This window comes from Roseofilum sp., from assembly GCF_982964205.1.
In genome coordinates, this window is record NZ_CEZBFX010000081.1 from 1 (window position 1) to 22,388 (window position 22,388).

The window sequence follows — 22,388 nt, forward strand, 5'->3', positions numbered from 1 at the left end:
CCTAAATCGTGAGGTTTAGGAATCCCCTCGCCTTTAGGCAGGGGTGGATGTCAAGATTCTAAGCTAGAAAGGGTAATCAGCCCCGTGAAAAACCCAGTAGCCGCAAGGCACGCACCTTGAAAACTGAAGTTATGGGGTTCTTCTCAGGAAAGCTTGAGAAGGTGAAAACTTCAAGCACCAAGTATCAGAGAAACTGAATATTTTAGGTTTTGAACTGTATCGTAGAGCATACGAAAACAGGCTTCTGGAATGGAGCGAACGTCTGAGGAGAGGATCGTCTCTGGATTAAATACCGCAAGAGATTTAGTTGAAGCGAACTCGTTGAATCAGAAATCCAAAGCAGTGATGTTTGGAGAATCTACTCGACTTTAGCCAGTGGAGTATGTCAAACCCTAAGTAAAGAAAAAGGTGTCGTCATAACTCTTATGGCACTTTTTTCAAGCTTTTGATGTGAGATATGGATCGCCCATGCAGAATTCAGACGTAACCCTTAAAGCTAATATGAATACCGGATCTTTGTCCCCAAACTCCTCTGTCCCCGCGTCTGAGCCACAGACTCGTCCATTTTGCGATCGCCATTTAGGCCCGAATGACAACGATATTCAGCGGATGCTCAACCTGTTAGAAATCGATGACTTAGATGCCTTAATTGAGCGTACCATTCCCCCAGCGATCCAGCTCACTCAGCCCCTCGATCTCCCCAGCGCCCAAAGCGAACATGAAGCGCTGAAAACCCTCAAAGAGATGATGGGCGAAAACCGGATTTTTCGCTCTTATATAGGCATGGGCTATGCCAACTGTATCACCCCACCGGTCATCCAACGTAATATCCTGGAAAATCCCGGATGGTATACCGCCTATACACCCTATCAAGCCGAAATTGCCCAGGGTCGTCTCGAAGCCTTACTTAACTTTCAAACGCTGGTCATTGATTTAACTGGGTTAGAAATTGCCAATGCCTCCTTACTTGATGAAGGAACAGCAGCCGCCGAAGCGATGAGCATGAGCTATGGCCTCTGCAAAAATAAGGCCAACAGCTTTTTTGTCTCCCAAGAGTGTCATCCCCAAACCATTGAAGTGGTGCAAACCCGCGCCCAACCCTTGGGTATAGAAGTCATTGTTGGCGATCATCGCACCTTTGATTTTAGCCAACCCATCTTCGGGGCCCTGCTGCAATATCCCGCAACGGATGGCACGATTTATGACTACAGCGAATGTATTGCCAAAGTCCATGAACTAGGCGCTCTGGCGACAGTAGCGGCTGACCTTCTGAGCCTCACCCTGTTGACTCCTCCAGGAGAAATGGATGCGGATATTGTGGTGGGGAATAGCCAACGGTTTGGTGTTCCCCTAGGCTATGGCGGCCCCCATGCGGCCTATTTAGCCACCCGCGAAGCCTATAAACGGCAAGTTCCCGGTCGCATTGTCGGTCGCTCGAAAGATAAGGATGGACTGCCGGCTCTGCGGTTAGCGCTGCAAACGAGGGAACAACATATCCGCCGGGATAAGGCGACGAGTAATATTTGTACGGCTCAGGTGCTGTTAGCGGTGATTGCCTCGACGTATGCCGTGTATCACGGGCCGGAAGGTCTGAAGGCGATCGCCAAAACGATCCATCAACATACCCTCTGGTTAGCCGCTGGTCTCAAGCGTTTGGGCTATAGCTTGCCTGAAAGCCGGTTTTTTGACACTTTACGGGTAAACTTGGGTGAAACGTCCTTAGAGAGCCTATTGTCCGCCGCTAATGGGAAAGAAATTAACCTCCGTACTCTAGATGAGAAGACTGTGGGGATTTCATTGGATGAAACCACGACTATCGCAGATGTCATCGACCTATGGGAGATTTTTGCCCAGGGACAAAATTTACCCTTTAGCGCAGAAGAAATTATCGGGTCTGCGCCAACCCCAGATTTGGGTCACTTCACGCGCCAAAGTCCCTACATGACCCATCCCGTATTCCATCAATACCATTCGGAAACGGAACTATTGCGCTATCTGCATCGCCTGGAAGCGAAGGATTTGTCCTTGACAACCTCCATGATTCCCCTCGGCTCTTGTACGATGAAACTCAATGCTACAGCCGAGATGATTCCGGTGACTTGGCCGGAAATCGGTCAAATTCATCCCTTTGCACCCCTGGAGCAAACGGCAGGCTATCAGGAAATGTTCCGTCAGTTGGAAGCTTGGTTAGCTGAAATTACCGGATTTGAGGCGGTTTCGTTGCAACCCAATGCGGGGTCTCAGGGAGAATATACCGGATTATTGGTGATTCGAGCCTATCATCAGCATAACGGACAAGGCGATCGCCATATTTGTCTGATTCCAGAGTCAGCCCATGGCACGAACCCCGCCAGTGCCGTGATGTGTGGGATGAAGGTCGTCGCGGTAAAATGCGATCGCCAGGGTAATATTGACCTCACTGACCTCAGAGCCAAAGCCGAAAAACACAGCGCTCAACTCTCCGCGCTCATGGTCACCTATCCCTCCACCCACGGCGTATTTGAAGAAGCCATTCAAGAAATCTGTGAAATTATTCATAGCCATGGCGGTCAAGTCTACCTCGACGGAGCCAACATGAACGCTCAAGTCGGACTCTGTCGTCCTGGAGACTATGGCGCAGATGTCTGTCACCTGAACTTACACAAAACCTTCTGTATTCCCCACGGTGGTGGCGGTCCGGGGATGGGCCCCATTGGTGTAGCGCCCCACTTGGTTCCCTTCCTTCCCGGTCATAGTATCGTCGATTTAGGCAAGAACCAACAGGGAGCGGTAGCAGCCGCGCCTTGGGGAAGTTCGAGTATTCTGCCCATTTCCTGGATGTACATTGCCATGATGGGCACGCAAGGGTTAACCGATGCCACGAAAGTAGCGATTCTGAATGCTAACTATATCGCCCATCGGCTCGACCCCCATTATCCCATTCTGTACACCGGCAAGTTTGGCTTAGTGGCTCACGAGTGTATTGTGGACTTGCGACCCCTGAAAAAATCGGCCGGTGTGGAAGCGGAAGATATCGCCAAGCGGTTGATGGACTACGGGTTCCACGCGCCTACCATGTCTTGGCCGGTTGCCGGAACGATCATGGTTGAACCCACCGAAAGCGAGTCGAAGGAAGAGCTAGACCGTTTCTGCGATGCCATGATTGCCATTCGCGAGGAAATTGCCGCCATTGAGCGGGGAGAGATGTCTGCTGAGGATAATCTACTCAAAAATGCCCCCCATACGGCCGAAATGCTGTTAGCCGATGAGTGGACGCATCCCTATTCGCGCCAGCAAGCGGCCTATCCTGCGCCTTGGACGAAGGAGTTTAAGTATTGGCCGCCAGTGCGACGAATTGATAATGCATTTGGCGATCGCAATTTTGTCTGTTCCTGCGCTCCCATGGAAGCCTATTCTTAGGCGATAGAACAGATAGAAACCGGGTCATCTGGTTCCTTCTTGCTCAAAGCAAGGATATCCCAGGAGAAACCCGGTTTCTTGGCGCTAGGGAATGGGGAATAGGGAATAAAGTTTTAGTGTTTCTATCCCTTCTAGACTCTAGCTTGTGAGTCTCCTTATCCGCTCTTAGTGCGATCGGGTTTTCCCCATTTTTTCCACAAAGGAAACAAGTTTTCCACAGGGTTTTGAGGAAAAACAGGGAAAAATTCCCCCTCTTAGGTTAACCGACCTGTCCAAGAGGGGGTTTCTGTTCTGTCGTGAAGCGATCGCCGCTAACTCTTCTTGCGACCCCGCGAACTGGTAGTTTTCGTGCTTTTCTTAGCCTTCAATAACTCTAGAGCCTCTTCTAAAGTTACCTCTTCAACCGGCCGTTCTTTCGGCACACTGGCATTCACTTTACCATGCTTCACATAGGGGCCATAGGGGCCATCATAAATATTAATGGCTTCTCCATCCTCTGGATGTGTTCCCAACTCTCGTAAGGGTTCCTTAGTCTTACTGCGACCTCCTCCCCTGGTTTTTTTCGGTTGGGCTAGTAATTCCAGAGCGCGATCGAAGCCAATCGTTAAGATATCATCTTCTTTCTTCAAAGAGCGATAATCTTTACCTTCCTTTCCTTGATCGTGGACAATATAGGGGCCAAAGCGACCTAAACCTGCTTTGATATTCGCTCCCGTTTCGGGATGTTGTCCCAACAATCTAGGTAAAGATAACAACCCGACGGCCATATCCAAGGTTACCTCTTCTGGTTTCATCCCTTTGGGCAAGGAAGCACGTTTTGGTTTTTTGTTTTCCTCCGACACCTCACCAAGCTGCACATAGGGGCCATAGGTTCCATTGAGGATAAAAATCTCTTCTCCCATCTCCGGATGAACACCGAGGCAGTCAGGGCCTTCGGTTTTTTGCTTGAGCAGCGTTTGTACCTGTTCGAGATCGAGAGTATCGGGGGTTAAATGGGGCGGAATAGAAGCCGTGAGCGGTTCATCTTCTCCATTTTCCACCACCACATAGGGGCCATATTTCCCTAAACGGACTTTAGCTTCTAAACCCTCCAATTCCAGAGTTTTAGCGGTATTGGGATCGATTTGGCTCTCCCGTTCTTTCACCTGAGTTTCTAAACCCGTTTCACCTTGATAAAAGGTTTTTAGATAGGGTAGCCACTCCACCTGTCCCATAGAAATATCATCCAAAGTTTGCTCCATGCGAGAGGTGAATTGAGTATCCACCAGATCGGGAAAATGTTGTTCTAGAAGATTGGTAACCGCAAAGGCAGTAAAGGAAGGCACAAGGGCCTTATTGATCATTTGGGCATAACCCTTGCCGATAATCGTATCAATAATACTGGCGTAGGTACTGGGACGGCCCACCCCTTCTTTTTCCAGCGTTTTGACTAAGGATGCTTCAGTAAAGCGAGCGGGGGGTTGGGTTTGGCGATCGATCGCCTCTAATTGTTTACAATTAGGATGATCCCCTGCTTTGAGTTCGGGCAGGATCACCTCCTGATTTTCCAAGGCGGCATCGGGATCGTCAGAACCTTCCACATAAGCGCGGAAAAATCCAGGGAAATTAATCCGTTTACCAGAAGCACGAAATTCCGAGGTTTCCACTTGCAGATTAACCGCAATTTGGGTTAACTGGGCATTGGCCATTTGAGAGGCTACGGTGCGCTTCCAAATCAGGTCATAAACCTTGGCTTCGCGACCCTCTAACCCCGTTTCTTGGGGCGTACGAAACTGCTTTCCGGCTGGACGAATAGCTTCGTGAGCTTCCTGCGCTCCCTTACTTTTGGTGCTGTATTGGCGTGGCGTAGGGGAGAGATATTCGGGCCCATATTTCTGTTCTACACAACTGCGAGCTGCGGCGATCGCCTCTTTCGACAAATGCACCGAATCCGTCCGCATATAGGTAATATAGCCCTGCTCGTACAAATTTTGGGCGGTCCGCATCGTTTCCTTCGCGGATAACCCCAATTTGCGATTTGCTTCCTGTTGCAGAGTCGAAGTCGTAAAGGGAGGAGACGGTTTGCGCGTCGTCGGCTTTTCATCCACCTCAGTCACCGTCCAAGTTTTTCCCTCTAACTGCTTTTGCAGTGCCTTCGCTTCTGTCTCATTGAGCAGTTTCACCTTACGGTTATTAATGATTTTTCCGGTCTGAGGATCGAAATCACTGCCTGTTGCAATCTTAACCCCATCCAGAGTGGTTAACCGGGCTTCAAACGTCAGTTTCGTCTGTTCCAACGTCGCCTTGAGATCCCAATACGATCCCTGACGAAAAGCTCGCCGTTCCCGCTCGCGAGCCACCAACAACCGAACCGCCACTGACTGCACCCGTCCGGCTGAGAGTTTCGGCGCTATTTTTTTCCACAATAAAGGAGAAATCGTATATCCCACCAAGCGGTCTAAAATCCGCCGGGTTTCTTGAGCATGAACCAATTGCAAATCAATATCCCGGCAGTTTTTTAGGGCTGCCCGAATGGCTTCTTGGGTAATCTCATGAAAGACCATCCGCTTAATGGGAACCTTGGGTTTTAAGAGTTCCTTTAGATGCCAACTAATACTCTCACCTTCTCGGTCCTCATCTGTCGCCAGAATTAACTCATCCGCTTTCTTGAGAGCATCTTTGAGTTCTTTAACAATTTTCTTTTTATCTTTGGGAATCACATAGAGGGGTTCAAAGTTCGCTTCTATATTGACTCCCAATTGGGCCCATTTCTCCTTTTTAACGCTGGCGGGAATTTCATCAGCGGCGGAGGGAAGGTCACGAACATGACCCATTGAGGCTTCTACTTGGTAACCACTGGGTAAAAAGTTGCGGATCGTTCGCGCTTTGGTTGGAGATTCAACGATAACGAGGCTTGACATAGGGCATATGGGGAATAGATCAGCAGAGATGGGTTAATTTATCTCTAGCTAGTTTGTCAACTTGGAAGATTTTGGTGCATTTGTCAAGGGATAAATCATTAAGATTTATGGGAATGGGGACAGAGTAACACTGGGTTTGATCCTTTCCTTGTTATATCCGATTTCCTCCCCATCCTCCCCATCCTCCCTATCCCCCTATTCAGTCCTAGTCGAGTAGGTGTAAACTGTCTAGTAAAGTTAAAGTGGATCAATAATCCCAAAATACTCAACTGCTTGGAGCAAATGATCCTGTAGATTCAGATGACCTTGACAAACCTCATGAAATCTAGTAAAGATAGCAGCTTTGAAGGGCCCGTTAAACCGAAAGTCTTATCCCAACTGGGTGACTTTCTTTACTGTACCGTCAAACCAACCTGTAATGGGAGCGTGGAATGAGTCAGGGTGAACGCCGAGAAAGACGCAGTAAAAAAGCCAAATTGATGGTCGTTGATGATGAACGAGACAACTTAGATCTACTTTATCGAACCTTTCGACGAGATTTCCAAGTTTACCGTGCTGAAAGTGCAAAGGCCGCTCTAGAGATTCTGGATCAAGAAGGAGAAATGTCAATCATTATCTCTGACCAACGGATGCCAGAAATGAATGGTACGGAATTTCTGGGCAAAACCGTAGAACAGTATCCAGACACAATCCGTATTTTATTAACGGGTTATACAGATGTGGAGGACTTGGTTGAGGCCATTAATGCGGGGAAGGTGTTTAAGTATATTGTTAAACCCTGGAACCCGACGGAACTGAAGGCCTTAATTGAGCAAGCTTCAGAGACCTACCAAGTCATTAAACAAAGTACGAATAATTTGCGGCGATCGCTACGGCGGGAGTCGATTCAAAATACGGTGATGACGGCTCTCAGAGATAAGCTCGATTACGACAGTATGTTGCAAAACATCAGCGAAACGGTGGGTGAGAACTTTGAAGCAGATTTCTGTTGTCTTCAATCCGTTGAAGAAAAGAAATTGACTGCACATCAGTTTGCTTATCATAAAGTTTCGGACTCCTCAGAGGATATCAATCTCCTCAATTCCCCAGACTCTCAAGCCTTAATTCAATCAGCTCTAGAGAGTCATCAAACCCAAACTCAACGGTCTTCAGAAGGCGATCGCCCCTATCTGCACCTAGCCGTCCCCCTAAGCTATCAAGAGAGCTTGTTTGGCATCCTCTCCCTTTATCAATATGACACCGATACCGTTTGGCCCGATGAAGATATTCAACTGCTAGAGAGCATTATTGAACAAGCCTCCTTAGCTCTCTCGCAAGCCAAACTCTATGAACGAGCGACTAAACTTGCCGATCAGTTGCAATCGGAACTCGAAGTTGCTCGTCAATTTCAGGCTAACCTGCTCCGGCAAAGTTGGCCTGAAATTGATGCCGTTGATGTCCAAGCCCATTGCTATCCGGCACGAGAAGTCGGCGGAGATTTCTTTGAAGTCTATGTCCATCCCCAAGGCGATATTTGGGTAGCCGTTGGTGATGTCTCGGGTAAAGGAGTTCCTGCTGCCCTATTTATGGCTAGTGCCATTTCTGTACTGCGACGAGAACTGTCTCAGGATACATCCCAGGAGCCGAATGAAGTGATCCGGAACCTGAATAGTTCCCTGATTGATGATTTGACGAATAACAACTCTTTTATCACCATGGCGGTGGCTCGCTATCGTCCCTCGACTCAGGAACTCGCCTATGCCAGTGCTGGGCATGTTTATCCCCTGATTTGGTCTCACACAAAACTGATGGAGCAATTGTCTTCTAATGAACCCGTTACGGTAGAACCCAATATCCTCAAAGTGCGGGGTATTCCAGTGGGTATTTTACCCGTTTGGAAAGCTCAGTCTGGACAGGTGAAAATGGAATCAGGAGATGTGCTGTTACTCACCAGTGACGGCATTACTGAAGCGAAAGATCCGGGTGCAGGTCAAATAGATTCAGAAGCCATGCTGAATCAAGAAGGGTTATGGAGATTGTTGAGTCAGCAGTCTGGAAAACTTAATTTAACCCAACTGCTTGATAGTGTTCGAGCAGATAGTGCTATACAAGAAGATGATCAAACGCTGCTATCTTTGGAGGTTTTGTAGGTCTCATGAAAACTGAGCTAAATGTGCCAAGCGATTTGAAATTTCTGGGAATTGTTGAGTCCTGGTTACTGGGGTGTTTGGAAGTGGAACTGGGGGAGTCAGCAGATTGGTCCAGACAATCAACTCGGTTTCGATTAGCCTTAGTGGAAGCCTATTCTAATGTGGTTCGTCATGCCCATAAAGATAAGGCGGAATTGCCTGTGGTGATGTGTCTGGAATTGCAGGATAGTGATATTGCTCTAGAGGTTTGGGATCACGGTCAAGGTTATGATTTAGCGACTTATCTGCCACCCGATCCAGAACAAAAACAGGAAGGAGGTTATGGGTGGTTGATTATGAATCGGTTGATGGATAGAGTGGAGTATCGCCTACAAATTGATGGTCGGAATTGTCTAAAACTAGAGGCGAGTGTACCGGCTTTGCAGAAAGAATAATTTCGGATTGAAGGGTGAGTTGGGGTAGTATTGATGTCTGAAGAGTCCACCACCTTAACTTCAGAAAAGGTGAAAGAAAAGGCTATTGATCTTGGTTTTAGTCAAGTGGGGATAGCAGTGTTAGATCGGGCGATCGCCCAACAAGCGGCTCAAGGACTGCAAAACTGGTTAGCTCAGGGCTATCATGGGGATATGGATTGGATGGCAAACCCCAAACGCCAAGATATTCGCGTGGCTTTCCCCCAGGTAGCCTCAATTATTAGTTTATCGCTCAATTATTATACGCCCTATTCTCAACCCCAAGCATCGGAGTATGGCAAAATTTCTCGCTATGCTTGGGGACGAGATTATCATCGGGTGATTGGCAAAAAGTTAAAGGTTTTTACGGTATGGTTGCAGGAACAGGAGCAAGATATTCAACTTAAAGCCTATGTGGATACCGGGCCGGTGCAAGATAAACTCTGGGCCGAAACAGCCGGCTTGGGTTGGGTGGGGAAAAATGGGAATCTGATTACCCGTAAATTTGGCTCTTGGGTGTTTCTGGCGGAGATTTTAACAAATTTGACCTTAGAGCCAGATAAGCCCCATACAGAACATTGTGGGACTTGTGTGCGCTGTATCCAGGCTTGCCCTACTGGGGCGATCGCCGAACCTTTCGTCGTCGATGCCAATCGCTGTATTGCTTATCACACTATCGAAAACCGTGCTGAAGAACTGCCAGAGGCGATCGCCAAACACTTAAATGGATGGGTTGCCGGATGTGATATTTGTCAAGATGTTTGCCCTTGGAATCAGAGATTTTCCCAACCGACGGCGATCGAAGAGTTTCATCCCTATCCAGAAAATCTTGCCCCCAAACTCATCGATCTAGCCAACCTCTCCGAACAAGAGTGGGATCGACGTTTTCGTGCCTCCGCCCTGAGACGCATTAAACCCCCAATGTGGAGAAGAAATGCCCGTGCTAATATCAATTAAAAATGAATCAATTAAAAGCAGAATGGTGATTATTCGTCCATAATGCCATGCTCTTTTAATAGCTGGGCTAACCGTTCAGCTCGTTGGCGTTCCTGTTCTGCACGTTGATGTTCCTCTTGGGCTTTTTCATCCCCAGTTAAGATGAGATTTCCTTCAGCATCACACCAGCGCAACCACTGATACTCAAAATCCTCAAACATTCCATTCCATAGGGTTAACCCTAATTGAATCCCCTCCATCCAACTATGGGGGAGCAGATAATAGCTCAACCCTCTTAGCTCATAAACTTGAAGGGTTTTCTTGGATAAATAATGGAAGGGATCAAATACAGCATAATAGGGTACTCTTGCTCTGGCATAGTCTTCCAATTTCGAGCCTAATTCATTGCCCACTTTATTGGAGACAATTTCAATGGCGACATCAGGGGGTTTCCCTAGGTTCCAGACAAAATAAGAGCGATTTTTCTTTTGGCTCATATCTTGGGGCAGTTCTACCCCAAAACTGAGGAGTGCATCGGGAACTAGGGGGGGATAGTCTTTGCCATAGAATAATCCTACATTAGCCATGGCGATAAAGGGGCACTCTGTCTCTAGTCCACTGTACAAGCAGGTGGTTAACAAGCGCTGTTGCTTTTCAGAAATGAGATTATCCACGGGTGTATCATCCTCGGTGACAATATCGCTGACATCGGGTTCGCCAATATCTTCCCAGTCGAGAGTAGGGGAATGTTCTGGGGAGGAGGTGAGCGTTGGGTTCATGGGGTTATAGCGCTTTGTGCTGGTAATGGGTAAACCGTATAATTGATCGGTGAACGATATCGCCATTTTAACGTCGTTCTATAATTCTAGGCGATCGCTCGTTACCCGCTCCATTTGTTGAGGATCGTGACTTGTCCAAATACAGCACCTGTAAGGATTTTCCTGAATCCAATTATCGATTAAATCTTCAACTTTTTCTGTAGTTTGGGGGTCAAGAGATGCTGTCGGTTCATCTAAAAATAAAATCATCGGATTGAGTTGCAGAGCGCGAAGTAAACTGAGAATTTGCCGCTCTCCTCCGGATAGGGTAGTAGCCGGTCTTTGCAGAAAGTCTGAAGGACGATTCAGTTCGGTGAGTAGCATTTGAATGGATTCCAGATTATAGGTTTTATGTTCATGAATAGCCAGGGTATAAACAACCTTTAAATTATCTTCTACTGTTCCTTCAAATACGCTGGATTGTTGATGAATATAAATGGCTTGGGAACGATAATAGGGAAAAATTTTTGGGGTCAGATTGCGCTCTTCTCCTGGCTGTTTTGACCAGAAAATCTGACCTTCATCCAAGGGATCTAATCCCGCTAGAGCGCGTAATAATAGGGTTTTCCCTTTCCCAGATTCTCCCACTAACCCCAAGCGAGATCCTGGGGTTAAGCTAAAGCTTAAGTTTCTCCATAGCCATTTTCCTTGGATTCTGCGCCCAATTTGATGAGTGGACAAACAAGTATTGGTATTCATATCTATAGCGCTTTGTGCTAGTAACTGGTAATTGGTATCTCAATTATTCCCCTATTCCCCTCCATACACCTAACTCTGGCTATAGCGAAAGACATTATCCCATAAATAATCTAAGATTTCCAAGGAATCATCTAAGGATTTGACTTGGCACTTCCCCCACTCATCATAGCTCAATAAGGGAATATCTGATTGGGATTTACCCTGGAGGTTATTTAACGTTCCTCGAATATTATATAAATTATTGAGCGGCCCATTAATATCAAAGTCAATCCGGCAATTCCAAGTTTTTTCCATCCAAGACTCAATGCGATCGTCTAAGTGTTCTGGAGTCATTGGTTTGCCACTGGTGAGCAAATGATAGTAGACTAAAATTATCTCTTTACATTCTTCTTCCTCTGCCAGATCAATGAGGGTATGAAATACACTGGTATTATTGGCTAAGTTCTTGAAAAATAGAGTTTCAGTTACTTTTTTCTGAAATTTTATCTTTTTGTTTTTATAGGTATTATACTGCTTAAATGCAAATCCACCAAAAGCAACCAAGAGAGATAGGGTAGCCAACAAGGCAGGCGTTAAATTCCGCACATCTTCTTCGTTAGCTTTCATATCTTCCATTCCGGGTAAAGTACCCGTGAAAAATAGAATAACGCCTACAAGAATTACGATCTGTGGCAAGATCTTGATGAGGACAGGAATCGCTGCACCAATGGCTGATCCGATTAAGATGATTCGGTCTTTCCAAGTCATGCTCACTTTGACATTGGGAAACAGAAGTTCTAAATCAAATTTAGGGACATTTTTATAATAAAAAAGATAGATTTTACCTGGTTTAAATTTCATATCCTCATCTTTTGAAAAATAGGATTTATCTTTAAACTTAATGGCCACGACAACGCGCTCGAAAATATCCAGGTCTTCCTTAATCGTCCGAAACCATTTCTTACGAGTAATGAGTTGATAAATGTCTCCCTGACAATAGAATAGCATTCGATCGAAGTCGTTAAAATCAATATCAGTTTTGAGTTCAATGAGGGAGCGTTGGCTAAAGGATTCCTCTAGGGTCTCTTGGGACAGAGGGAAGTAATTGGCTCGTTGTAAAACTTGCTCAAAGCGATCAAAGAAATCGACTTCCATCTGCTGTCGATCGGCGGAGGTGAAGCGCTGAAACTCGGAGAGTTCTTCATAGGGATTAAAGGGTGTATAATAGTCTTTGAGATCTTCTAAAATTGAATGGAAGTGAAAATGATAATAGGCGGATAGAAGCTGACAAAATTGGCGAAATTTTTCCTGTTCCGGTTTGGGGAGTTTTCCATCTCTGAGACATAATTCAATCAGATGATGGCGGTCAAAGGGAATATAGGCTTCGCGATCGCTATAATGAGCCATAGGTCACAGAAAAGTCGAGAATCAAAGGGAACTGAAGGAGGTGTCCTTGTGAGAGTTGGTATTATAGGCACGGGACTGATGGGTGGCCCGATGGCCCTAAAGTTGCAAACATCCGGATATCAGGTCACTGCCTATAATCGTACACTAGAGAAGCTTAAATCTTTAGCAGAAGCCGGGGTAGCGATCGCCACTTCTGCTCTTGAAATGCTACAATCATCGGACTGTACGCTCCTCATGCTGACCAATGGAGAAGCGATCGCCGAAGTTATCCTCAATCCTACCACCCAACCTGGATTAGCCGGCCATACCATTATCCAAATGGGAACTATTGCCCCCACAGAAACCAAAACTCTGGCTCAACAGGTTCGCGACTGTGGAGGAAACTATTTAGAAGCTCCCGTATTAGGCAGTATTCCCGAAGTGAAGAAAGGGACATTGTTGGTGATGGTGGGTGCGTCAGAAGCCGACTTTGAACAGTGGTGTCCCCTCTTGCAAACCTTTGGCCCGGAACCGCTCCATGTTGGCCCTGTGGGGAGTGCAGCCACGGTAAAATTAGCAATGAATCAACTGATTGCATCCCTAACAACCGCCTTTGCTCTGAGTTTACATCTGATTCAACACGAAGGCATCGATGTAGAAGCTTTTATGCAATTGGTGCGTCAAAGTGCCCTCTATGCACCCACCTTTGATAAGAAACTGCAACGAATGCTCGATCATCAGTACCGTAATCCCAATTTCCCCGTGAAACATCTACTCAAAGATACCCGTTTATTTCTGCAAGCGGCTAACGATCTCGGATTAGAGGGGAGTATGCTGGAAGGGATCGCTAAAGTGTTAGAAAAATCTGGCGATCGCGGCCATTTTGATGATGACTATTCTGCTCTCTTTGAAGGGATAGCACTTCGCTCTAGGGAAGGGTAATACCATTTCTGTATGAATATTGAAATCCTCTATCAACGTCTAGATATCACTCTCCAGCAACTCCAGGTATTCTGCCAGAATGCCCAAATCATTGAATTGGCCTTGTTTGGCTCCATCCTCCGTGATGACTTTGGCTCTGAAAGCGATATCGATATCCTAGTCACCTTTGCTCCCAACTACAAAATTAGCCTGTTAGACTTTGTTGGACTTGAATACCAACTGCAAGACTTGTTCAACCGAAAGGTCGATCTCGTCAGTAAAAAAGCCGTTGAACAAGACCGGAACTGGCTTCGCCGTCAGGAAATTCTCAATCATTATCAGGTCATCTATGAATCGCGATCCCTTCTATCTGCTTGATATTGCCCAAAATGCCCAAGATATCATTAACTTTGTTCAAGACATGGACGAAGCTACATTCCTGACTGACCTGAAATCCCAAAAAGCGATTCTCTACAGCATTACTATTATTGGAGAAGCCACTAAAAAACTTTCCACCCAACTCCGGCAGCAAAATCCCCATATCCCTTGGCGACAAATTGCCGGAATGCGTGATAAATGTGTCCACGACTACCGACAGATCGATCTTTCTCAAGTCTGGGAAATCACCCAAACGAGCATTCCAGAACTTCTAGAGAATATAAAGCTTCTCTTACCGGTACAAGAGGAGCAACAAGAATAACTTTCAACTTTTTATAAGAACAACACCCTACACTATTGATTAGGTGTAGCGGTTGCACTGTTCCCCAGTCGTAACCTTTCCCGGAAATTATGTTAACTCTGCGTCTCAAACAAACGGCATCCCTAATTACTCGTGATGGGATTAGACTTGATGCCGATATTTATCAACCTGAAGGAGATGGCCCCTATCCAGTTCTCCTCATGCGACAACCCTATGGTCGGGAAATTGCCTCAACAGTGGTCTATGCTCACCCCGAATGGTATGCAGCCCATGGCTATATTGTGGTCATTCAAGATGTCAGAGGTCGAGGAACATCTGAAGGAGATTTTCACCTGTTTATCCATGAAGTTGAAGATGGTATCGATACAATTAATTGGGCCGCTCAACTGCCTGGAAGTACCGGAGAGGTGGGGATGTATGGATTTTCCTATCAGGGAATGAGTCAACTGTATGCCGCTTCAGGGAAACCGAAAGCCCTAAAAACCCTTTGTCCGGCGATGATTGCCTATGATTTCTATGCAGATTGGGCCTATGAAGGGGGAGCCTTTTGTTTCGCGTCTAATTTAGGTTGGGCCTTGCAATTAGCGGCCGAAACAGCACGTTTAAAAAACGATGCGATCGCCCACCAAATTCTCTACAATGCCTCCCGGAATCTTCCCGTCCATGGTCTAGAACCCCGCTTAGACGAAACGTTGCGGAAATATTGCCCCGATGCGTTTTATCATCGGTGGTTAGAACATCCCGAACCGGATGAGTATTGGCAAGCTTTATCGCCGAATTTAGAGGCTGTAGATTTACCGATGCTCCATATTGGCGGCTGGTTCGATCCCTATCTGCGGGGAACGTTGCGCTGGTATCATGAGTTAACCGGACGCAGCAGTTATCCCCAACATCTGATTGTTGGCCCCTGGGCCCATCTCCCTTGGGGGCGTAAGGTGGGAGAATTGGATTATGGTGCAGCCGCAGCGAGTCCCATCGATCTGATTCAAGTCAATTGGTTTAATCAGTTTCTCAACGGTCACGATACGGGACGCTTAGAGATGCCTCCGATTTCCGTGTTTGAAATGGGAAGTAATCGATGGCGATCGCTGGCTCAATGGCCGAAGAATTCCACTAAATCCTATTATCTCTCCAGTACGGGACTGGCGAATATTAGCGATAAAGAAGGTTTTTTAATTGAAACTGCTCCCCCGAATGAAAGCATGGATCGCTGGGTTCACGACCCCTGGCGACCCTTTCCTGCTCTGGGGGGCCATGTGTATAGTCCTTTTGGAGCGTGCGATCGCTCCCTCCTCGAATGTCGAACAGATACCGTAACCTACACCAGCGAACCGTTAACGGAGGTGATGTGTATCTTAGGAGAGGCGATCGTTGAAGTCTATTGTCAAGCCTCTACACAGAGCTTTGACCTGTCCGCTATCCTCTCAGAAGTGAAACCCGACGGCAGAGTCTATAACTTTACCCAAGGCTATCTCTGTGTCGCGGAACCCCAAAACCCCCTAAAACTCTACTTGCAATCGACCTGTATCCAATTACCCATAGGTAGTAGTCTGCGGTTAAGTTTAAGTGGCGCGTGTTTTCCTGCCTATCCCGTGAATCCCGGTACTGGTCAAAGTCCTGGTCAAACCCGTTTAATTGATGCTCAAGTTATCACCTTCTCCCTTCGATCTGGTAGCACTTATCTTTCCCGCATTTGCTTACCTTTAGAATCGAGTTTTTAAAATTTTCTCCCTTACCCGCGATCCCCGTAGTCATTGTTACCATATTATCAAAGAAGGTAAGCTAAGATAGCTGTGGCTACAGGATAAGCTCGAAAATAACTGCCTCCTTCTATTTCTAGAGGAGGCAGTTATTTTAATTGATTCAATTCCCCGTAGGGGCGGTACTATTTCTGTATGATGATGCTCTTAACCAGGGTCTAAGAATAACTTACTTCTCCAGGATTGATTAGTGGCAACCTTAAAAAGAAATGATAGGATTTACAGCACTTTGTGCTGTAATGGAGTACACTGTTGAATACCCAAAGCCATGTACCACAATCCTATTCCCCATTCCCCATTCCCCATTCCCCATTCCCTATTCCCTATTCCCTATTCCCCATTCCCTAGCACAAAACGCTATCATATTAATGGTTAATTAATTCCGGTTTCACCTGTTCCAGGAAAATAACCACCATGGCGGTAAAGAGTCCTTCTAAAATCACGAGGGGAATATGGGCGAATAGTAATGCCCATAAAGAAGCCTGTTCTAAGTTTTGGTCAATATCTGTAGGTAAGGTAAATAAGACCAAACTCAAGAAAATAGTAGCGGACAAAGCGACTGCACTACTTCCTGATAGAAAGCCAAAGAACAGTGTCCAAAATCGATTTTTAAACCCAAAAATGAACCGAGAACGAAAGAGATATCCAGCGAGTAAGGCAGGAATTCCCATTAAGAGGGCGTTTACTCCAAGGGTAGATAATCCTCCATGTTGAAACATGACAGTTTGAAAAAATAATCCAATCACAATAGCAGGAAAGGCATAATAGCCTAAGATGGCTCCGAGTAATCCATTGAGGACTAAATGGACACTTGCGGGAGGAATCGGAATATGAAAGGAGGAGGAGACAAAAAAAGCAGCAGTGAGTAAGGAGGCTTTAGGAATTTGTTCTTGGGTGCGATCGCTCCGTTCAATCTGTTTCAAAGACCACGCCATGACTCCCCCACTGACCGCGTATCCCACAATGACCACTTGTGGGGGAAGCATACCATCAGGAATGTGCATTCGACTTACTCCGACTACTTCGTGAGAAAAATAACGTGGTTCCGATGAATCCCCAGAGGACTGAGGCAATCATCACCCCCTTCTGGATAGAAGTATAACCTCCTAAACTAGCGGAGGCGATCGCGGTTTGGGAGGCTTCAGGGTTGGAACTTTTTGCTATCAACTCGACGTTTGATCGGGTTTCAGGGCTGGAAATATGGGCAATTTGACCGTGACCCGCTTTACGAATTCTCACCGTCCAAGTTCCGGTTTGACCCGGTTCGGGCACAAAAACAAATTCGCCCTGGGCATTGGATATCCCTCGTATCCAAGGGGTTGTGGGATCGTCAGGAGCATAGATACTCACTTGAGCGTTGTCCATTGGCTCCCCAGAATCGTAGGTGGCTTGGACTTGGATGGCAGAGATTTGATGATGTTGAATAGTTACCCCATGGGCGATCGCTTTTTCACCCAGAGCCGACGTTAGGCCAAAGGCAAGAGGCAAAAGTAGGGGCAAAAACTTTTTCGCCCCTACTTGTGGTACAAAGTTTTGAGTATTCAACATGGGGAATAAGGGGAAATAGGGAATAGGGAATGAAAACGAGGTTTTACAGTTGACTTGAAGAGTAGCTTAAGGCTGTGTGGGGAGGGTCTGAGATTGATGACAATGGCCTTCACCCACATGACCGAGGGAGTTGAGGGCTTCATCGAAGCGTTTGACCTCTTCAGGAGTCAGTTGCGATCGCCACATGGACTCATCTAACTCGACTGTGTCATTTTGAGCCAAGTTCGCCAAGGGTTCAAAGCCTAACGCACCGACATTAATGTCATCATCATCAGGGGCAGTGCGATCGCCAAAAATATGGTCTAAATGAAATGTCGCTTCTACATCAGCCGACTTTCCATCGGTCACAATTCCCTTTCTTTGGTCGCCCACAAATTCTCCGCAGGTATAGGAATAGCCTCGATCGACACTCACCTGAAAATTAATCCGGCGATCGTCTTTTTCAGCCACACCATCAAGAAGTAAGGTATGGCCTTGGGCTGGTCCTTCAAGAGCAGGAAGCATCTGCCAAGAGAGCGCATTATAAACTCCCACAGGCACATCCTCAAGTTGCCCCACTAAAATCGGTTCTGCATCGCCATCTCCTGCTGCTAAGTCCACCGTCTGGGGAGAATCAAATGCCAAGATCGTTTCCGCTTCAATTTCTCCTTCTTCTTCCGCATTAAAGGGCGGATCGCTCTGATAAGCTTTTACCTGGTCTAAAGTTACATAGACGTGATTAAATTGGATCTGCCAACCGTCTTTAGACGTAAATCCTTGCCGCACAAAATCTTCACCATTGGCGCGCAAGTTTAAGCTGCCCATACTTTCTTGAACATCTGAACTCGGTGGTGTAGGGCTGTTACACCCCATCAAACTACCCGCCACGAGAACAGCAGCCAGCAACACCTGAAAACGTTGATTGACCATATCTTTGTTGACTTGACATCTGTTTCTAGTCAAGCGAATCTTGATGGAGATTACAATGCCCCCTGTGGGGATAAAAAAAGAAGAGAGATGAGCAAGGAAAGAGCTTTCCAGCTTATCAGATCTCGGTTTGAGCAACTCTGTTAAAAAATGATGATCTTTTCGCGATCGGGAAAACCACCTCAGTTGTGATGCTCAATTGCGCTACGCACTCCAGCAATAGGGAAAACTCTATTTTTAGGGTTTCCTGTTCTCTTAATTATTATTTATTATTCATGGCCAACTTGCTTAACCGGAACTTGAATCACAAACTCTGTTCCCGTTCCCAAATCTGAATTACACTTCAAAGAACCCTGATGTTTTTCCACCACAATAGAATGACTAATTGATAATCCTAAACCGGTTCCTTTTCCCACCGGTTTCGTCGTTACAAAGGGGCTAAAAATCTTCGTTATTTTATCCTCTGGAATCCCTGGACCATTATCTGCAATCTTAATTTCCACCTTCCCCCCACCCATTGCCTTAGTCGTTAAAGTAATTTCATTGGGATGATCCTTCAAATCCTCATAACTTTTATTCTTATTCTCATTTTGCTCATCCAGCGCATCAATTGCATTCGCTAACAGATTCATAAATACCTGATTTAAAGGGCCAGCATAACAATGAACAATCGGTAACTCTCCATAATGTTTATTAATCTGGATTTCCGGTCGTTGATCGTTGGCCTTCAAACGATGTCTCAAAATCATGAGTGTGCTTTCCAATCCTTCATGGATATTTAAATCCGTACACGTATTACTATCAGACCGAGAAAAATTCCGTAAAGATAAACTAATATTCCGAATCCGTTCAATTCCTGACTCCATGGAACAGAGCATATTCGGCAAATCTTCCATTAAATATTCTAGTTCAATATCCTCTCCATGTTCAGTAATTTCATCTCCTGGATCGGTAAAGTGTTTTTGGTATAATTTCAAATGTTCAAAAATATCCTCAGTATATTCCATCGCCATACTAATATTACCCGCAATAAATCCCACTGGATTATTGATTTCATGGGCAACGCCAGCAACTAACTCACCTAAACTGGACATTTTCTCGCTTTGGATCAGTTGAATCTGAGCTTCCTGAAGTTGATGGATAGAGTCTTTTAATTGTGCAGTGCGCTCTTCAACCCGTTGTTCAAGTTCTTCCGTTAAATGTTTCAACTGTTCATTTTGAATTTCAAATTGACGAGTTAATTTTTGTAACTGGAGATGGATATTCATCCGAGCTAAAACTTCATCTTGTTGGAAGGGTTTAGTGATATAGTCCACTGCACCAATCTTCAACCCTTTAACTTTATCAACCGTATCCGATAAAGCCGTCATGAAAATAACGGGAATATCTTGGGTTTGGGAACAAGCTTTAATCTGACGGCAGGTTTCAAACCCATCAATCCCCGGCATCATCACATCCAATAAGATTAAATCGGGGGTAACTTCCTGGAGTTTTTCTAAAGTACTTTCCCCATCTTTGGCTACCAAAACCTTAAACCCAGATTCTTTTAAAAAGCTAAAGAGGACTTTGATATTTGTCGGATTATCATCGACAATTAAGATTAAGTCTTGTTTGGCAGTATCCATCTCCATCGGTCATTTCTCCAATTTCTTTTGTTAGACTAACTTTAGGAGTTCCCTATCGGCAAGTTTGAAGGTAGAGGGGAAAATGAGAACTGATGAAGAATCTCTCAAGGGACTCCCAATGCGATCTGTATTATCATTCATCATACTGAGTCTTTGTTCTAATCCAAATATGGGGTATCCTCCATTCATACTTGACAGATTGACCAAGTGCATAAGTTATGATTGAGATTTTAGCGGTCCTCTCTGCTTCTGCATCAGCAGGACTGAGAATTGCTTTACCGTTATTAGTCATTGGTCTATTACACGGTGATTCCCTATGGTCTCGTGTTCCTATTCTATCTTTAATTCCGCCCCAGGTTGTGTTAGGGGTGTTAGTCAGTTGGTCTTTATTTGAGTTGGTTGCTCCCAAACAACTTTTAGGTCAACGGGTGCAGCAGTTGCTTCAGGTGGTGTTTAGTCCTGTAGTTGGAACGATCATGGGGATAGCGATCGCCCAAACAACTCTTCAACAACCCACCTGGATGATTTGGCTCGTTGGTGCAGTGGGCGGGATCTTAGCCTTAGTCTTACAACTGGTACAAGCAGGATGGTTTTATCGTCTCCGAGGACTTCCTGTATGGGCTATTTTCCTGCAAGATTTGCTCTGTGTATTTTTGGTATTGTTTGCTTTTGATGCCCCGGAACAGGGAGGACTGATTGCATTATTGTTGTTATGGTTGGCTATCCGCAGCTCTAAGGAGTGGTATCGCTGGTATGTGGAACAGTCAAAACCCGGCGATCTCTCCCATCCCCGTCGCCACAAACAGAATCCCGATTAATCTCAGGAGTTTCCACGGTTAGGGCAATGCTATTGGACGATCGCCAACAAGAACGGTAATTGCTCTAAATCCACATTCCCTCCACTCAGGATCGCACCAATTTTCGCGCCAGGAGCTTGAATTTCACCCTCCAATAACGCAGCCGTGGCTAAGGTTCCCGTGGGTTCAACCACCAGTTTTAATCGTTCCCAAAGAAAGCGCAGGGTGCGGCGAATGCTGTTTTCAGAAACAGTGACCATTCGATCGACATGGCGCAGCACTAGAGGAAATGTATAGTTGCCTAAAGAGGGAGTACGAGCGCCATCGGCAATGGTTTGGGGATTGTCTACGGTTTGCAGGGTTTGGGTATAAAAAGAGCGGGTAGCATCATCTCCTAGGGCAGGTTCTACGCCGACGACATGACAGTGGGGGGAAAGGGTTTTAGCGGCGATCGCACATCCAGAGAGTAGTCCCCCTCCTCCACAACAAACGAGCAAATAATCGAGATCTCCGACTTCTTCAATTAATTCCTTGGCTGTAGTTCCCTGACCAGCGATAATCTGGGGATGGTCATAGGGGGGAATCAGGGTTAAATTCTGTTCTTTGGCTAACTGTAAGGCGAGGGTTTCCCGACGGGTTTGCGTGGGATCATACGTCACGATATTTGCTCCGTATTCCTCCGTAGCTGAGAGTTTGACCTTGGGAGCATTTTCGGGCATCACCAGGGTTGTGGGAATTTCCAGTAAGGCTCCCGCGAGGGCGATCGCCTGGGCATGATTTCCAGATGAGTAAGCAATAACACCACGCTTCCGTTCGGGTGCTGGCAGTTGAGAAAGAGTATAGTAAGCACCACGAAATTTAAATGAGCCAGTTTTTTGTAGATTTTCGCACTTAAAAAAGACTTGTGCTTGAGTAATCTTATTGACCATCCGAGAAGTCATTACAGGAGTCTGGTGAGCCTTGCCTTGGAGACTCTGGGCAGCCTGTTGAATCTCTCTATACGTGGGTAAAAGAAGGCGATCGGACATATTATTAGATTAAACTTGCAATTGTATCACTTTTTGGGGTTGATTCCAGTCAAAATCCTCAATTTCGTCATATTTATTTATGATATCGTGAATTTTTGTATCAATTTCTGCAAAAATGCCTAAAATTGCCCATAAAAAACTGACTAACTTATAGAACCCTCTGAAATTTCTCTCGATGATATGACTTCAAGCGAGGACCTAGATCGCCAACTGCGGCAACTTGTACTCAGGGCCCAAGAATGCCCACAAGGAACACTCGATTATCGCCAGGCCCTAAAGCAACTCATCGGCTTACTCCTTAATTGTGGCCAGCTCTACCGTCCCCATCGGAATGACCTTCCTCCTGAGTATAGCCCTCTTCTGTCACTCTCCGAGAATGAAGATAGAATAAAATAGAGTATCAAT

The 22,388-nt window shown here is 45.9% G+C and carries 19 protein-coding genes; 10 read left to right on the top strand and 9 right to left on the bottom strand.

Features of this window, described 5'->3' with window-relative positions; all coding sequences use genetic code 11:
* The first annotated feature begins 468 nt into the window (after positions 1–468).
* Positions 469–3,399, top strand: coding sequence for an aminomethyl-transferring glycine dehydrogenase (gcvP, locus tag AC3A14_RS17440; protein WP_318733421.1), 2,931 nt, complete (start codon positions 469–471; stop codon positions 3,397–3,399).
* A 311-nt stretch (positions 3,400–3,710) separates the two neighbouring features.
* Here gcvP and topA read toward each other — a convergent pair whose 3' ends face one another.
* Positions 3,711–6,299, bottom strand: a complete 2,589-nt coding sequence (gene topA, locus AC3A14_RS17445) for a type I DNA topoisomerase (protein ID WP_318733420.1) — start codon at positions 6,297–6,299, stop codon at positions 3,711–3,713.
* A 431-nt stretch (positions 6,300–6,730) separates the two neighbouring features.
* On the opposite strand from topA, the gene AC3A14_RS17450 reads away from it, so the two are divergent.
* The 3 genes from AC3A14_RS17450 to queG are packed head-to-tail and all read left to right on the top strand — an operon-like array spanning position 6,731 to position 9,837.
* The gene (locus tag AC3A14_RS17450; protein ID WP_318733419.1) at positions 6,731–8,428 is read left to right on the top strand and encodes a SpoIIE family protein phosphatase; all 1,698 of its coding nucleotides are present in this window, start codon (positions 6,731–6,733) and stop codon (positions 8,426–8,428) included.
* A gap of 5 nt (positions 8,429–8,433) precedes the next feature.
* Entirely contained in the window at positions 8,434–8,862 is a 429-nt protein-coding gene (locus AC3A14_RS17455; RefSeq protein ID WP_271943705.1) for an ATP-binding protein, read from the top strand.
* Positions 8,863–8,895: 33 nt separating this feature from the next.
* Positions 8,896–9,837, top strand: a complete 942-nt coding sequence (gene queG, locus AC3A14_RS17460) for a tRNA epoxyqueuosine(34) reductase QueG (RefSeq protein ID WP_318733418.1) — start codon at positions 8,896–8,898, stop codon at positions 9,835–9,837.
* Positions 9,838–9,866: 29 nt separating this feature from the next.
* Here the strand turns inward: queG and AC3A14_RS17465 are convergent, their stop codons facing one another.
* The 3 genes from AC3A14_RS17465 to AC3A14_RS17475 all read right to left on the bottom strand — a co-directional run bounded on the left by AC3A14_RS17465 (position 9,867) and on the right by AC3A14_RS17475 (position 12,719).
* Entirely contained in the window at positions 9,867–10,661 is a 795-nt protein-coding gene (locus tag AC3A14_RS17465) for a Uma2 family endonuclease (protein WP_318700482.1), read from the bottom strand.
* 12 nt (positions 10,662–10,673) lie between these two features.
* A complete protein-coding gene (locus AC3A14_RS17470) occupies positions 10,674–11,333 on the bottom strand; it encodes an ABC transporter ATP-binding protein (RefSeq protein ID WP_318733417.1) in 660 nt (219 codons plus the stop codon).
* 69 nt (positions 11,334–11,402) lie between these two features.
* Complete coding sequence (locus tag AC3A14_RS17475; protein ID WP_318733416.1) at positions 11,403–12,719, bottom strand: TMEM143 family protein; 1,317 nt, start codon at positions 12,717–12,719, stop codon at positions 11,403–11,405.
* Between the two features lie 48 nt (positions 12,720–12,767).
* On the opposite strand from AC3A14_RS17475, the gene AC3A14_RS17480 reads away from it, so the two are divergent.
* From AC3A14_RS17480 to AC3A14_RS17495, 4 genes are all read left to right on the top strand, one after another.
* Entirely contained in the window at positions 12,768–13,640 is an 873-nt protein-coding gene (locus tag AC3A14_RS17480; RefSeq protein ID WP_318733415.1) for an NAD(P)-dependent oxidoreductase, read from the top strand.
* Between the two features lie 12 nt (positions 13,641–13,652).
* Positions 13,653–13,997 carry a nucleotidyltransferase family protein gene (locus AC3A14_RS17485; RefSeq protein ID WP_318700486.1) on the top strand — a complete coding sequence of 115 codons (345 nt, stop codon included), beginning with the start codon at positions 13,653–13,655 and terminating at the stop codon, positions 13,995–13,997.
* Positions 13,969–14,319 carry a HepT-like ribonuclease domain-containing protein gene (locus AC3A14_RS17490; RefSeq protein ID WP_318700487.1) on the top strand — a complete coding sequence of 117 codons (351 nt, stop codon included), beginning with the start codon at positions 13,969–13,971 and terminating at the stop codon, positions 14,317–14,319. Before AC3A14_RS17485 ends, AC3A14_RS17490 begins: the two co-directional genes overlap by 29 nt.
* Positions 14,320–14,408: 89 nt before the next feature.
* Positions 14,409–16,040 (top strand): CocE/NonD family hydrolase, encoded by a 1,632-nt coding sequence (locus tag AC3A14_RS17495; protein ID WP_318733414.1) that lies wholly within the window; start codon positions 14,409–14,411, stop codon positions 16,038–16,040.
* A gap of 404 nt (positions 16,041–16,444) precedes the next feature.
* Here AC3A14_RS17495 and cbiM read toward each other — a convergent pair whose 3' ends face one another.
* The 4 genes from cbiM to AC3A14_RS17515 all read right to left on the bottom strand — a co-directional run bounded on the left by cbiM (position 16,445) and on the right by AC3A14_RS17515 (position 20,164).
* The gene (gene cbiM, locus AC3A14_RS17500) at positions 16,445–17,083 is read right to left on the bottom strand and encodes a cobalt transporter CbiM (RefSeq protein ID WP_318719340.1); all 639 of its coding nucleotides are present in this window, start codon (positions 17,081–17,083) and stop codon (positions 16,445–16,447) included.
* On the bottom strand, positions 17,070–17,627 hold the full coding sequence (locus AC3A14_RS17505) for a carboxypeptidase-like regulatory domain-containing protein (protein WP_318733413.1): 558 nt from the start codon (positions 17,625–17,627) through the stop codon (positions 17,070–17,072). Before AC3A14_RS17505 ends, cbiM begins: the two co-directional genes overlap by 14 nt.
* Positions 17,628–17,693: 66 nt before the next feature.
* Positions 17,694–18,536 carry a hypothetical protein gene (locus AC3A14_RS17510; RefSeq protein WP_318700491.1) on the bottom strand — a complete coding sequence of 281 codons (843 nt, stop codon included), beginning with the start codon at positions 18,534–18,536 and terminating at the stop codon, positions 17,694–17,696.
* Positions 18,537–18,802: 266 nt separating this feature from the next.
* A complete protein-coding gene (locus tag AC3A14_RS17515; protein ID WP_318733412.1) occupies positions 18,803–20,164 on the bottom strand; it encodes a hybrid sensor histidine kinase/response regulator in 1,362 nt (453 codons plus the stop codon).
* Positions 20,165–20,376: 212 nt separating this feature from the next.
* Between AC3A14_RS17515 and AC3A14_RS17520 the strand changes: the two genes are divergently transcribed.
* Complete coding sequence (locus AC3A14_RS17520) at positions 20,377–20,976, top strand: DUF4126 domain-containing protein (protein ID WP_318733411.1); 600 nt, start codon at positions 20,377–20,379, stop codon at positions 20,974–20,976.
* 29 nt (positions 20,977–21,005) lie between these two features.
* On the opposite strand, the gene AC3A14_RS17525 is transcribed toward AC3A14_RS17520, so the two are convergent.
* On the bottom strand, positions 21,006–21,983 hold the full coding sequence (locus AC3A14_RS17525) for a threo-3-hydroxy-L-aspartate ammonia-lyase (RefSeq protein WP_318733410.1): 978 nt from the start codon (positions 21,981–21,983) through the stop codon (positions 21,006–21,008).
* A gap of 180 nt (positions 21,984–22,163) precedes the next feature.
* Between AC3A14_RS17525 and AC3A14_RS17530 the strand changes: the two genes are divergently transcribed.
* Positions 22,164–22,379 carry a hypothetical protein gene (locus AC3A14_RS17530; RefSeq protein ID WP_318733409.1) on the top strand — a complete coding sequence of 72 codons (216 nt, stop codon included), beginning with the start codon at positions 22,164–22,166 and terminating at the stop codon, positions 22,377–22,379.
* Positions 22,380–22,388 lie beyond the last annotated feature (9 nt).

Coding starts and splice junctions, on each gene's coding strand:
- AC3A14_RS17530 (WP_318733409.1), top strand. CDS start 22,164: ATGACTTCAAGCGAGGACCTAGATCGCCAACTGCGGCAACTTGTACTC.
- AC3A14_RS17510 (WP_318700491.1), bottom strand. CDS start 18,536: ATGGTCAATCAACGTTTTCAGGTGTTGCTGGCTGCTGTTCTCGTGGCG.
- AC3A14_RS17465 (WP_318700482.1), bottom strand. CDS start 10,661: ATGGCGATATCGTTCACCGATCAATTATACGGTTTACCCATTACCAGC.
- AC3A14_RS17475 (WP_318733416.1), bottom strand. CDS start 12,719: ATGGCTCATTATAGCGATCGCGAAGCCTATATTCCCTTTGACCGCCAT.
- cbiM (WP_318719340.1), bottom strand. CDS start 17,083: ATGCACATTCCTGATGGTATGCTTCCCCCACAAGTGGTCATTGTGGGA.
- AC3A14_RS17515 (WP_318733412.1), bottom strand. CDS start 20,164: ATGGAGATGGATACTGCCAAACAAGACTTAATCTTAATTGTCGATGAT.
- gcvP (WP_318733421.1), top strand. CDS start 469: ATGCAGAATTCAGACGTAACCCTTAAAGCTAATATGAATACCGGATCT.
- AC3A14_RS17490 (WP_318700487.1), top strand. CDS start 13,969: ATGAATCGCGATCCCTTCTATCTGCTTGATATTGCCCAAAATGCCCAA.
- AC3A14_RS17470 (WP_318733417.1), bottom strand. CDS start 11,333: ATGAATACCAATACTTGTTTGTCCACTCATCAAATTGGGCGCAGAATC.
- AC3A14_RS17455 (WP_271943705.1), top strand. CDS start 8,434: ATGAAAACTGAGCTAAATGTGCCAAGCGATTTGAAATTTCTGGGAATT.
- AC3A14_RS17495 (WP_318733414.1), top strand. CDS start 14,409: ATGTTAACTCTGCGTCTCAAACAAACGGCATCCCTAATTACTCGTGAT.
- topA (WP_318733420.1), bottom strand. CDS start 6,299: ATGTCAAGCCTCGTTATCGTTGAATCTCCAACCAAAGCGCGAACGATC.
- queG (WP_318733418.1), top strand. CDS start 8,896: ATGTCTGAAGAGTCCACCACCTTAACTTCAGAAAAGGTGAAAGAAAAG.
- AC3A14_RS17485 (WP_318700486.1), top strand. CDS start 13,653: ATGAATATTGAAATCCTCTATCAACGTCTAGATATCACTCTCCAGCAA.
- AC3A14_RS17520 (WP_318733411.1), top strand. CDS start 20,377: ATGATTGAGATTTTAGCGGTCCTCTCTGCTTCTGCATCAGCAGGACTG.
- AC3A14_RS17525 (WP_318733410.1), bottom strand. CDS start 21,983: ATGTCCGATCGCCTTCTTTTACCCACGTATAGAGAGATTCAACAGGCT.
- AC3A14_RS17450 (WP_318733419.1), top strand. CDS start 6,731: ATGAGTCAGGGTGAACGCCGAGAAAGACGCAGTAAAAAAGCCAAATTG.
- AC3A14_RS17505 (WP_318733413.1), bottom strand. CDS start 17,627: ATGTTGAATACTCAAAACTTTGTACCACAAGTAGGGGCGAAAAAGTTT.